Source organism: Paenibacillus sp. EB106-05-06-XG162 (assembly GCF_058791655.1).
In genome coordinates this window covers 23,790-36,782 of sequence record NZ_JBYTDT010000017.1, presented here as the reverse complement: position 1 = coordinate 36,782, position 12,993 = coordinate 23,790, and the positions used below count along the sequence as shown (strand labels likewise).

The 12,993-nt window shown below is 36.3% G+C and carries 11 protein-coding genes; 10 read left to right on the top strand and 1 reads right to left on the bottom strand.

Annotated features, from left to right (window positions below; translation table 11 throughout):
* Positions 1–463 precede the first annotated feature (463 nt).
* From AC3WU2_RS25550 to AC3WU2_RS25505, 10 genes are all read left to right on the top strand, one after another.
* A complete protein-coding gene (locus AC3WU2_RS25550; RefSeq protein ID WP_492457794.1) occupies positions 464–769 on the top strand; it encodes a hypothetical protein in 306 nt (101 codons plus the stop codon).
* Positions 770–926: 157 nt separating this feature from the next.
* Complete coding sequence (locus AC3WU2_RS25545; protein ID WP_492457793.1) at positions 927–1,562, top strand: stalk domain-containing protein; 636 nt, start codon at positions 927–929, stop codon at positions 1,560–1,562.
* A 342-nt stretch (positions 1,563–1,904) separates the two neighbouring features.
* The gene (locus AC3WU2_RS25540) at positions 1,905–2,096 is read left to right on the top strand and encodes a PspC domain-containing protein (protein WP_492457792.1); all 192 of its coding nucleotides are present in this window, start codon (positions 1,905–1,907) and stop codon (positions 2,094–2,096) included.
* Positions 2,097–2,271: 175 nt separating this feature from the next.
* On the top strand, positions 2,272–2,460 hold the full coding sequence (locus AC3WU2_RS25535) for a hypothetical protein (protein WP_492457791.1): 189 nt from the start codon (positions 2,272–2,274) through the stop codon (positions 2,458–2,460).
* A gap of 136 nt (positions 2,461–2,596) precedes the next feature.
* A complete protein-coding gene (locus AC3WU2_RS25530; RefSeq protein ID WP_492457790.1) occupies positions 2,597–3,286 on the top strand; it encodes a hypothetical protein in 690 nt (229 codons plus the stop codon).
* Between the two features lie 559 nt (positions 3,287–3,845).
* Positions 3,846–4,499: a hypothetical protein gene (locus AC3WU2_RS25525; protein WP_492457789.1), complete on the top strand. Its 654-nt coding sequence runs from the start codon at positions 3,846–3,848 to the stop codon at positions 4,497–4,499.
* A gap of 762 nt (positions 4,500–5,261) precedes the next feature.
* Positions 5,262–5,516, top strand: a complete 255-nt coding sequence (locus AC3WU2_RS25520) for a hypothetical protein (RefSeq protein WP_492457788.1) — start codon at positions 5,262–5,264, stop codon at positions 5,514–5,516.
* 687 nt (positions 5,517–6,203) lie between these two features.
* Positions 6,204–7,691: a dsDNA nuclease domain-containing protein gene (locus tag AC3WU2_RS25515; protein ID WP_492457787.1), complete on the top strand. Its 1,488-nt coding sequence runs from the start codon at positions 6,204–6,206 to the stop codon at positions 7,689–7,691.
* A gap of 4 nt (positions 7,692–7,695) precedes the next feature.
* Positions 7,696–8,361 (top strand): hypothetical protein, encoded by a 666-nt coding sequence (locus tag AC3WU2_RS25510; protein ID WP_492457786.1) that lies wholly within the window; start codon positions 7,696–7,698, stop codon positions 8,359–8,361.
* Complete coding sequence (locus AC3WU2_RS25505; protein WP_492457785.1) at positions 8,351–10,453, top strand: hypothetical protein; 2,103 nt, start codon at positions 8,351–8,353, stop codon at positions 10,451–10,453. Before AC3WU2_RS25510 ends, AC3WU2_RS25505 begins: the two co-directional genes overlap by 11 nt.
* 560 nt (positions 10,454–11,013) lie before the next feature.
* Here the strand turns inward: AC3WU2_RS25505 and AC3WU2_RS25500 are convergent.
* Positions 11,014–12,960 carry a TniQ family protein gene (locus tag AC3WU2_RS25500; RefSeq protein ID WP_492457784.1) on the bottom strand — a complete coding sequence of 649 codons (1,947 nt, stop codon included), beginning with the start codon at positions 12,958–12,960 and terminating at the stop codon, positions 11,014–11,016.
* Positions 12,961–12,993 lie beyond the last annotated feature (33 nt).

The following is a 12,993-nucleotide window of genomic DNA, read 5'->3' as shown; positions in this document are numbered from 1 at the left end:
GCACTGGTGTCGATGGCCCCGTTTATAAGTGAGGATGCAATTGACGAATGTGCAAAGAAAGCCTTTGAAAAAGAAGGCGTAAGAGCACTGGTGCCGATAGCTCCATTCATCAGTGAAGGGGTAATGAATGAATGTACACAAGGTAGTGCTCAAGGTTAACGTATTTGAGAAACGTTAAGACCCGTTGAATATGAAAGATAGGTTTAATTTCAATATATGAAAACTATATGCTTAGATACTGATCGGTGAACATCATCATAAATAGAAGTGCTGATCATTACGCTAACGGGACACTATAGTTCAAACATCAAGGCTGCCTATCGAAGGGGCTGAAGTTAGCTCTGACAAAACGCACCCAAGGGGAACATGGAACTATGCCGATGTCCAAGGAAGTGACGCCACGCGTACCCTTGGCAGCAGCGACGCATCCAACAGCGTATCGATCCTTGATAAGCCAGCCGTTTTGCCAGGTACATTGCCCAATCTCGGAGCTTACGGTGGTATCTACAAGTTCAACCTGACCATTCAAAACACTTCGGGAAGCACACAGACCGTAAATCTGTACCTGAATCCGCGTGGTGGACTGTTCGCAGGCGCTGTAAAGGTAGGTAGCAACTCTGTGAATGGTGTTTCTAAAACCAAAGTTGGAGAAGTAGTGAAAATCGGGTCCTTCTCCTTGGCTAATGGACAATCGGTAAATGTACCGATTCAAGTTACCACCGCTGGAGGTAGCAATACGCCGAATGCATTCTTTGCTGCGAAAGCATAAGTAACTGACTAATGACAAAAAACGATTCCTACTGCGCGTTGTAGGAAACGTTTTTTTTTGATTATTATTCCATTTTACCCTATTATTGATGTTGGTTGAGACTTAGTAGGGGAAACATGCGTCTACTTTATCATAATACTTGCTTGGAGGGGAACGAATGAAACGTATCGTCAAAATAGGACTTGCTGGGGTCCTGCTCACATCCGTATTTAGCGCAGGTGCTTATGCTGCAACGGTAGCTCCTAAAGTCTTTGTTCATGGCAATATCATTCAAAGCAATGCTACACCGAGAATCATTGATGGATCAGTCTATGTACCACTTCGTTCAATATCGGAGGGACTTGGAGTAGATATTCAATGGGACAATAAAAGCAAAACGGTATACGTCAATTCCGATCCGCAATTCAAATCAGAAGCAGGCAGCGTAACGTATGTAGGTCAGCGTGACCTGGCATTTAATTGGATTATGGCCTACGATGATCGACGGGAGGAAGATGTACTTAAATTAAACGCACCGGGATTCAAAACGGATCTTTACGCTGAAAGCTTCCCTCGTGGAATCTACAATATGGCCAGCATTGTCGAAATGCAACCTGTAAACCGCACTGAAAACACCTTAACTGTACGTATTGTACAACGAGTCACCGCAGAAGATGATTACAATGTCAAAGTAGAACAATGGAAATTCACATTTGAGGGAACTAATAAAATAAAATCGGTGATGATCGTACCGAAATCAACCCAATATTTAGATCGTTACACCTTGTTCCCAGGAACAAGCTTTGGAGAGTAATTTCTCGTTTATTATGAATCTTCAGGCTCTTAGGTGGCGTTTTCCATCCGCCCTGAGCCGGTAGCATCAAAGAAGTTATAGTATACAAATTTTAGTTGTAACGGGACACGATAGTGAGGAGCTGCCATAAGGATAGCTCCTCTTTGATGTTCATTGAAGTAACGGGCAGTTTAGTTTAATAACATTGAATGCAAAAGCCTGCTAATTTTATTAATCTAACGGGCAGTAAATTAGATCACCAAAATGGAAATGTGGTAAAATTATCTATAAAAGGAATGGATATTAATCGATCTTAATCGTTATTAGTAATCTGGTTACTTTTATAATTGAGGAGGGGTTACATTGAATAAGAATAAATTGAAAAGGTCATCGCGTGATAAATCATTGAACGGGGTTTGCGGAGGGATTGCTGAATTCTGTGGCATTTCTTCATTTGGTATTAGATTAATTTTTATTTTCACAATGCCCTTATCCTTGATTATCTACATTATTTTGTCTAATAGACTTGATGAAAATACCAGCTTATCATTTTAGATGTAACTACGTACTTAGTCCAGAATATTAATGTGGTTAGTACATAGATGTTTAAACTAACGAGACACTGTAGTTCAATTGATAGAGAGGCAGCCAGCTGCCATTTTTCGAAGTAAAGACAGATTACATCGATTATGCAATGTAATAAAATTGATGCTATTAAACGAGGTGACAAATGTTGAAGTTTATAAAGCATGAACCTGAGTTTCCACCAATCGAATTTTTTATAACTCGTTTCTTTGTTGGCGATAATTGTTTATTTGAACAGGAAACAAAAGTGTCATTACCTACCTTGATACCTGGTGATGTGATTGACATTTTCAATGAAAGTTATGTAATTGAAAGCAGGCAATTTGGTTTTTAACGAGGATGCTTTTGTTACAGTTTATTATATAAACAAACGTTAATTAGGCATTTAAGTGTTAAGCTAACGGAACACGATAGCTCAATAACGGCTGCCGTAAACATTTTACTATTCAGGAAGGAATAGTGATTCAAAGATGCCCACTTTAAAAGAATTTGATTTAGACATTCCTTATCCTAAAAGAGATGGATCGCCTGAAGATTATGAAGCCAATTGGAGTAAAAAAAGAGTTCAATTTAGGGACGAGATTCGCTGTATTGCTTCTCTTTACGAACGTTTTTTTGAAAAATACAAAACTAATGATGCATGGAAGGTATTAATTCGTTGTGTAGACGAAGTTACTGATCCTAGAGTTCTTACCTATGGGGGAATATGTGAATCAGAGATTAAATTCCATGTAGATTCATTCTTCTCTTTGAATGATCAACAAAAGAAAGTAGCAACTTTGGATTTGTTGAGAAAAGGAATTGATAAAATCATTCCTGAAAAAGGATGGGATCCAGTTCCATTCGATCAAACGTTCGAAAAAATGACTGAAGCAGAAATGATGAACGAATGGTTTTGGAGAAAACCAATTTTAAGTCCTGACAGAAGATTTAAAGCAAGGCTTTATATTGTGCACAAAGTAACTGTTGTAAGAGGCTACTTAATTGTCTTCAATAAAACAAATCAAGAGGTACTGCGCGTTGAGGCTTTTCGGGATCGACCAAACGAATGGGTTTATGTTCAATATCTCGGAAAAATTCAATGGTTATCTTCGAATGAAGTTGCTCTTTTTAATAAAGACAATGAGTTAGTTCGCCAAATATCGTTAATGAATTTTTGATCAAATTCCCCCCCGTCATTAAGCTAACGGGACACGATAGCTTAATAAAAAACTAAAACGCGGCTGCCGGCATGATCGGCAGCCGCGTTGCGCTAACTGGCAGGTTAGCACAACAAAGTGACATAGGGTTGAAACTGTATCAGGTTCCATCCGTACCATTTATTATTGGTAAAACGTGGGAGGTGGAGTGGGGGTGGAAAGATTTAATGAATGGATATCACAACATTTCGGTCTTTTTATAGCTCTTTTAATTATTGTTCCTTTGTTCCTGGCAGTTGTACAGCTATACATTATTAAAAAATGGATTAAGAAGCGATGAATTATTACACTACTATGAAAGAACGGATTAACTTTCATTCTCTGTGGTGCCGAGCGTTCTGCGAGGCATGGATGGCTAACGGGATACGTTAGCGCTTAGAAAACACATCATAAGGCCGCCGCGGGACAATCGCCAAGGATAAAGATTGCCGATCCTGTCGTTATAAGATAATATAGGGAGCATTTTCATGTCGACTGCGGTCCTTCCAGAACTGCTCACAAGTAGATAAGGGGAGATGAAATGCGTAGAAAAGAAGCTCTGTTTTTCGTTCTCATTCTGATCGGTCTGCTGCTCATATCCAACACCCACCTCGGCTATTCTTTCGGAGACAGTATATTCAGAGCGGTTGGAATACCGCCGTGGACCAATACCGAGTACGATTCGGGGCTGCATGTCTCGGTTACTGTCGGGCTGCTTGTCATTGTTGCCGGTTACATCGGTGCGGTGAAGTTTTATCAAGTCCGGTTTCCCAAAATACGGAGCCGGATCATACTGAGCTGTATCGCATTTGCGTTTCTGTTTCCGATCGTGACCGAGAATACCATGATTCTTCTGAAATATAATTCCGTTTCCGTTTCCTCCGTCGCTTTCTCCAAAAAGAACAGCCAGTGCAGCTATCGATCGGAAGAAGCGAATGTGAAAGCGGACTGCACCGTTACGCTGATCAACTATGGGAAGGAGAAGGATGTAACGGTTAGGCCTTATCTGATACGAAGTACAGCCAAGGTCGAGTTCGAGCCGATGACGATCACGCTTCCACCTCATCAGAAGGTCGGTGTCAGCACGGCATTTAACGGCAAGCTGCTGGATGGAACAGGCTTCTCCGGCTGGTCGAATGATATCGGCATTGAAATCGAAGTCGATGGCGTGAAGAAAAGGTATGGCAAAGAGTAGCTAGTGGTGTGGGGAATCGAAGCGGAGGAGATCCTCAGACCCGGTTGGATGACTCGAGCGCGGAGCTGAAGCGGTTCAATGTCGATCCATCAGATTTTTACATTTTGGATTACTAACTAATAATTCATTCACCTCTGAGATGCGAATGAAGCGATCTGTTACTGCACTAACTCAGAACGTTGGTTCAATCCAATAAGGAAGGAGCAGTTAGCCACAGCAGCTGCTCCTTATTTCATTAAGCTAAAGGGCAGGATAGCTCAATGATTTCACGAATACTCTACATATGGAGGGAGTTATTTACGAAGTTCGTAAATAAGCCGTTCTTATTCTGAAAGAAGGTGGATGTAGTGAATAATAAAAAGAAAAAAGTAATTTATTATATAACAGATTTAGTGGCGATGTGTGTGGTTTTTTTCCTTATTGGTAGCATCTTTAGTAGTCTTGGATTAGGTCTAATAATATCGGTAATTATTTATCACTTTGTTACAAAACCTTTAGTGAAAATGGCGTTTAAAATTTAATAATAGAATAAGAAATATTGTTTTTTTGTCGGGTGACAAGAACATAACTGCTTAGAAGTCGCGTAGTTGTGGCTTTTTTAGTTTTACGTAGGTGAGGACGATTTTCAATTATAAAAATGATGCAGACTAAGCAGCTGCGTTACGCTAACGGGCAGGTTACTTCCAATATGTGTTAAAATAAATGGTAGACTTCTGTTGCTCGATCTATGAATTTTAAACATTAGTTATGGGGGTTAAATTTATGTTAAAAATTATTAGGATATTAGGTATTATGTTTAGTTTATTTGTAGTTGCAATTGTTATTTATTCCTTAGTAGCTGTGGTGGATTTACCAAGACAATCGATTATATCATCATGGATGATGGTTGGTTTATGTTTTTCACTAATATTTAATGGGATATCCTCTTATTTCCCTCAGAAAAATAGAGCAGGATTATTCATGAGTGGAGTCGGCGTAACAATATTAATAATAGTCTTAGTTAAATTTCCATTTTAATGGTGAGACAAGCCTCTTCCTCAGGAAGTAACCATATTTACATATATGTTTCTGTGTTCGTCGCTCAACTAACGGGAAACAATAGCTTAATAAATAACTAAAACGCGGCTGCCGGCATGGATCGGCAGCCGCGTTTCACTAAGGGCAGGATAACTTGGAAATTACCAGTTATCAAAGTTGTTATTGAGAGTCCAATTATCGAAGGTTTTATGACGACAAAACGGAAGAGGGAGATAAAGTTTGGTAATGTGTACGCTATTCCATTACCGGATGGTAAATTCGCTTTCGGTAGTAGGTTTAATGATGCCTCTATTGCGATATATAGCATACAGAGACCATGGATGATGCGCCTTTAGACGAGGAATATCAGTTTAATGTTGGGATATACAATTATGTTTTTAAGTCAGATGAATGGCCAATTATTGAGCGATACTCGGTCTGCCTGACTCGAACAACTGGCTACCGATGGATGTGCAAAAGACTTTGTCCAGTGAATTTGTCAGGTATACAAATGGTGAGTTCTTTTTATTAACGGTACACCATTTTGGAGCTGTTGTTCTGCAGAATGCGATAAAAAATCGACATATGATATCCTAATCTGACAAATAGTGCTATACGATTAGTAAATGAACCACTATAATTGGTAGAAAGGGCCAAAAAACAGAGTTCGGCATAAGGGGACAAGGTATGTTGCAGGAACTAATCATATTTAAGAAAGACACGGATGCTATCGGAACTAATAGGGGATTTGTATTTCAATACTTAAAGACATTAATTCAGTGGCTAACTAATTATCGTGAGAATGCTGACAACCTTATTTACTGTGAAGTTGAGGATGATATAAAACAAGTAGATCAATCAAGTGCTGGCATTAAGTGGACGCAAGTGAAATGTTATGCTTCTGTTTTTAATTTAAGTAGCGAAGATATTCATAAGACTTTGTATAACTTTTTTGTTTTGTTTGCAATTCATGATATGGCTGACAGTAGGTTTAGCTTTGAATCCAATTCTAAGCCTTCAGGGAGAGATGATTTGTTTAATGAATGGATAAGTAAACAGCCAATAATTGAAAATGATATGGAATTACTCGCAAAATTGGTTGTGTATGTGCAACAGACATTAAGTGCGAATATCGAAGAAGTGAGTGGATCATTACTCAAAGGCATTGCTAATAAAATTACAACATTAGAAAGCAAAAAAAGCTCAGCGGCTAAAAAGAAAGATAAGCAGGAAATTGATGAATTAAAGGTCAAATATCAATCCATTGAAAGGCTAACCAAGGTTATGGAGCAGAAGTTATTTGACATTGAAGTAATCTCAGATTTCATCAAAAGAATAGAATGGGTATTTGATTCTACTAATCCCCAAACATCTATTCAAAAGTTGATAGCAGATGCAAAAGCGAAGATTAAAGAAATCATTCCAAAGCAAGCATCTGCCAATCTGTATTTTAATAGATTATTATCAGAGATTTTTTTGAAGTCAACAGAAGCAGATGTAAATGAACGAATTTTAGATACGGTTCTCATGAATGAAATACTCGGTGAAACGGAAGAACAATTGAAATCATATACTGATCAAGAGCTTGTTCAGAAATTAGAGGGAATAGAGACAACAATTGTTGATGGGTTTAGTGGCGTTAATGTGCAGTTAGATACAATAGAAAAGAAGCTTGATGTTCTTTCTGACAATATTGTATTTAATTCAGACGTTATGTTAATTGACCTTCCGCAAGCAGAAAAAGAAGAAATCGAAGCCATATTATCAAATGATTCAGAAACTCAGAGTAAGTTGGTTACAAAAATTAATAAGATTAACTTTAAAAGTGCTGATCAACAGGACTTTATTATTGATTTAGCAACAGAATTAAGGTGCAGGTACCTCCTATTTATACAAAAACTAAAATTAGAAAATTTGCATCAAAAACGAGAAGAAATAAAAAACTTAGAAACTTTAGTAAAGGTTCGTTGCACAAATATTGTGACAGATAATGATGAGATGGATCAAGAGTCATATAACCCGAGGAAATTTTGGAGAGCATTTCAAGATGATCTAAAGTTACTTTTAGTCGAAGTAAAACAAAGGAAAAAAATTGACATCGATGAGACAATTGTATTTGCGCAAATGTACCAAATGGCTGCCGAATGTCACTTAAGATGGCACAATGAAGGGTGAGACTATGAGTGATGAAGATAAAAAGGGATTAGATGATTTCTTCGAAGCCCTAATTGAGAATAATGTACAAATAGAAACGGTTCCCATAGATAAAAGATTTCATTATACAGATCCTGATGATGATTATGATTTTCACGCTTACCGTATTCTATTGCTCCTTAGGGTATGCGGAACTACTCGTGAAGATTTTTTTACACATTTCACGATATATGGAAGAAGGAAGTTCTCCTTCTTCGATTTCTTAATCAGATATCCATTCTATCTTGAGAAAGTAATAGAAAAAAGCAAAAAAGGATATTTAGCATCCTATATTAGTCTCAATGAATACGAAAAAGAAAGAGCGTTTTCTCCCATGATTAGATATATAAGAGGGCCTTGGGATCATCGGTATGATTCTTTTTTTAATTATATGATCAGTAAAAATCTAATCGAAGTAAGGTATGATTACTACTCAAAGACCCAAAAGGCATTCATGGTTAGTTTGACGAGTTTAGGTACTGAAATAGCTGAAGAAATAATGGTGGTTGAAAAGGAATGGGTAAAAAGGATGGAAGCAATCCGAACTATTTTTCCAGAAAACGCAACGAATGAATTCATAGAAAAATATGTTCAAAAGGAGTTCCCTGCACTAATTTTGCGATACTACGAGGTGAACGAGCATGTTAATTGAATCCGCATTAATAAGGGTAGATACAGATAAAGAGCTATTTAGCCGTTTTGTATCATTTAAAAAAGAGAATGGCTCAGTAAAAGAATTTAATATGATATTTGGAGAAAATACACTAGGGAAGTCAACGTTTATTCAAAGTGTGATCTTCGCCTTAAGTGGTGAAGAAATTTATGGTATCCATAAAGATGATATCGTAAGTTTTAAGGATCTCTTCAAAATTCATTATAAACAAAAAGTTGTTCAGGCACATATATTTCTACAAATCATCAACAATGGCAACAGAGTGATTGTAGTGCGAAATGCTATGGACTGGAATGAACCTGTTACAGTCTTTTGGGGTACTGAGCTAAAGAGTAACGATAGTTTGCATGATTTATTACATACAAGTTCAGCACATGCATTTTATAAAATGCGAAAAGATAATAATATTAAAGGAAATGAAACTTACCAGGAATTCTTGTTCTCCTTCATGAACATTACCCCAATTACAGATAAGGATTCATCATCCTCTGCTGAAGAGGGGGAAGAGGTAAAGCAGTTATTTTATATTCAAAATTTAATGCCCCTCTTTATTATTCAACAGGGTGCTTGGCATGATATTCAGGCTATAAATCCAAGATACGGACTAAGAGATATTAAAAAGACTGCTTTTGAAGTTCTGCTTCAGTTTTCTGGAACAGAAGTAATTACTGCTCGTTATGAATTAGAAAAATTGGAATCACTACTGAAACAGAAGAATACCTCTTTGAACGATATCAATGAAGTCATAGGAATGATTGCATTAAAAGATTCAAACCTGATTAATGCTGAAATTGTTAAAGCAAATAATGATATCGAAAAAAACCAACAAAGCATAGACAACATGGAATCGGGGCAGTCCGAAGGTAACCATGTCTTAGTTAATATCCGAAATCGATTCAGAATCTCTTCACAAAAACTAAGACGGTTTCGCGAAAACATGCAGTCATTGGAATCAGAAATTGAAGAATACAATTACTACATAAGCAAGATTTTGAATGATATTGAAAAAAACGACAAGCTTAAAACTGCTAAAAGAATAATTGGGGTTCTGCCAATAAGTACATGCCCACATTGCTTAAATGCTTTATCAGTTGAAGTTGAGGAAGAATTATATAATGATACATGTGGTTTATGTGGAAGTACATTTAAGGAAACTTCGTATACGCAAACCGACCAGTACCTGGGATATTTAAAAGATGAGCTTAAAGATTTTAAGCGCCTTAAGGATTTGAAGGAAAAAGAAAAGACAGAGGTATACAGCCTAATCGTTTTAGCCGAGCTTGAACAAGCTGAGCTGAAGAAAACAATGAATGATTTTGAAGAAAAGCTTAAGCCCAAGAACCTGCAAGCCTATAATTTTCATTCAAGAGAAATCGGAAGACTTCATAATGTAGTAAGCCAACTGAAAAAGGATAATGAAATAATTCAGCGTTATGAACAGCTATTATCAGAACAAAAAAAAATAGCCGAGGGCATTAAAGAAAAGAGAAGCTATATTAGGACTATTGAAAAACAGAAAGAGAAAGATGAAGTGAAATTAGTATTCTTTGAAACAACATTTAAGAGTAATCTTAAAAAGCTTGATTTTCTAAAGTTGGGACTTGATGAAAGAAAAATAAAAGATGAAAAAAAGAAGGACAAAGACTCTCAAATTGATGAACTTGAAGAAATTTATAAGCAAATTAAAATAGACAAATTTGATTACTTACCTAAACTTGAAGAAAGAAACCTATATTACCTCACTTCAAGTAGTGGGTTAATAAGAATAATACTATCGTATTATACAGCTTTACTTGAAACTGCATTAAGGTTCGCTGATTCGGTGCAACACCCGTTTTTGTTGATCATGGATGAACCCAGACAACAAAATCTAGATATGCGAACATTCAATAAGTTTCTTTCGTCATTTAATGAATTGAGGCAAAAATACCCCAATAAGTTTCAAGTGATTATTACATCGTCCGAGAAAGGCGATGTTGACAATGCTGATATAACAATAGATCTTGGTACAAGTACGCCATTACTTGAACCAGTTTATACTGACGAAGTTCAAGGTGAAGAACAAAGTTAAAATATTAAAAGTGCGGTGGTGGTTCTAATGAAAGGAAAGGGAAATTGGAAAAAATAACAACATTCGAATCTTACACCGCGGATTCGATTAAATAAATAATGGTCATTATCTTCGGGGTAATTGTTCGATAATGAAAAACAATGTGAATAACGTAATCTTTTTATTCGGCGAACGAACCTAAGGGACAACTTATTTGTCCCTTTTTCTTATGCATCACGACGACAAGGAGATCTTCAAAATGATTAGATTTATACAAAATTATTTATGGATGGACGCGATGAGCATTCCAAAGGAACAGACCCTGCGAACGACACTTATCAATTCGAAAGTTTAAATTAGGGGAGATTGCTAATTACCCCAAGGCTTTTCTTTATCGGCGTACAGCGGCAAACATTTACAGATTAAGCTACTCCTAATAAACCTACTGACGCAAGGGGGTAAATAATAATCCACCAATCCAACAGTTGCTTTTGCAGCCGGAGTAGCTTGATTCCACAATAGAAATACCATTAACAACATACCTAAACCTAAGGTAAAAAAAATTAATTAAAATAAGTGACTCAAACGATTTTATGTGTTTCAAGTAAATGTAATATTTCCTGGGTACGGGCGTACAAGTACTGGTGATCATAATGATTTTTCGTGGGATTAATTGGAAATATACCCCGGACACTAAGCCACTTAACTATATGGGGGGAACCAACACCGACTACCTTAGCAATCTCTGTTGAAATCATATATCGTTCGTTAAACTCGTCTATGGATTGTCGGGAGATTACTTTAACCCCCTTAGAATTCAAATTATTTATAATGTAGCCTTCTCTCATAAAGTAGTGTACACTATTCCGACTTAATTTCATTTTTTTAGAAACATCTTTTATTGACAAACAGCCACTATTAAAATCTGTTATCTCCTCTCTGAAAGCATTTTTAATAGCATGCTTACAGAAGGCATATTTGTTTAATCCATTTTTATTACTATCTTTATGACACGGCTTTAAAGTGCCACTTATAACTTTTTTGATAATCGCCGCCATATTTGGAGTGAATCCACTGCCCAAAGGGGAGGCTGCCATTCGCAGGTAGTGCAATTCTTTAGGAAACGAAACAATCTGTTTTTCTAATCGCTTTTCAAATGTATTTATTAAATTTTTAATACTAATGGGAGCAAAATGCCACACTGAACTGGCATCTTTTCTAGCAGTTATTATATTTAAATTTACTAATTCAGAAACAACATCCTCTGTTACCCCCAGTAATTCTAAACACTCTTGAGTAAATAGATCGCTTCGATATTTGATGGAAAATAATGAACGCTTCTTTTCTCTAAGAAGCAAAAATTGACCAGGTAAATATTCGATTAGCTCTATTGAAGAAATATTTGTTGGGAGTGCTAGTCCAAACATGTTATTTAGCTCGTTAATCGAATACAACTGTTCTTTAGTATCATCAAAGGTAGCCCTAGGAAAAGTGACTTTATAATCAGATGGCCAAGAATGCTGCATAATATATCTTTCAAATTCAAACTTAATTTCTTTTAGTGATTCCTGTTTATAAAGTTTTTGGTAGAATTCAGCAAATGACCCTAAATATTTATTGCTTGAATAAGCCGATGAAATACGGTATTTATGGCTTGATTTAATTGAGTCAAGAAATTTAAAGAAATTTCGAGGCCAATCTAGAAAAACATTTAACACAGTACATAGAAGGTCATGTGTCTGTTTATTATTTGATTGTTCAATATAATTCATGTTCCAAAATGCTCGTATTTCAGGCATTACCCAAGCAGTTAATGAGATTGTAGTTGTCAGTTCAAAATAACTAAGATCTGAAAAAGGTGGGAAATTAACCATAGAGTTATTATTTAAACTATTGTATAGAGTTTTGGATAAAATTAATTCATTTTCTTTTAAAGCGATTGTTTGATAGGAGGGGACCATGTCCTTCCACTTAAGATTACAATTGTTACATCTTTGAAGAAGATCTGAGTGCCACTTAAGTGGTTTATTACATTCCGGACAACGATCCCACAATAAACACTTATGCAAATGACAAGTAGTATTGTGGACCAACTGCCAATTATTTATGAGATATTTCTTATCGATAATGCAGTAAGGACAAATTTTAACTACTTTCTTATTGAACAAATAATTAGGCAGCAATTGTGATTGTATAGTAATTGAATAAATCCTGGAACTCTTAGTGTTGGTCTGAGATAAAAAGGAATTAGAAGTAACAATCTTTTTGCCTAGCCGTCTCATCATTTCGCCTTTTTCTATGTCTGCTTGAAAAAGTACATTAGGGTGAGAATTTCTATACGTTAAATCTAAGAGAGAGTAAATATCATATACGCTGCAAAGGTTTTCCATAGCCACTCTTATTGCATAACTAAAAAAGTTTTCATCGGTTTTTGGATTTGGTCTTATAAGGAGTTTCAACATGATGCCTCCATTTGTAGTATTTTGACGATAATTATTTCCGAAAAGATTTGTGAATAAACCAGACATAAAAAAAAGAGTCCAAAATCATGGGAGAGGACT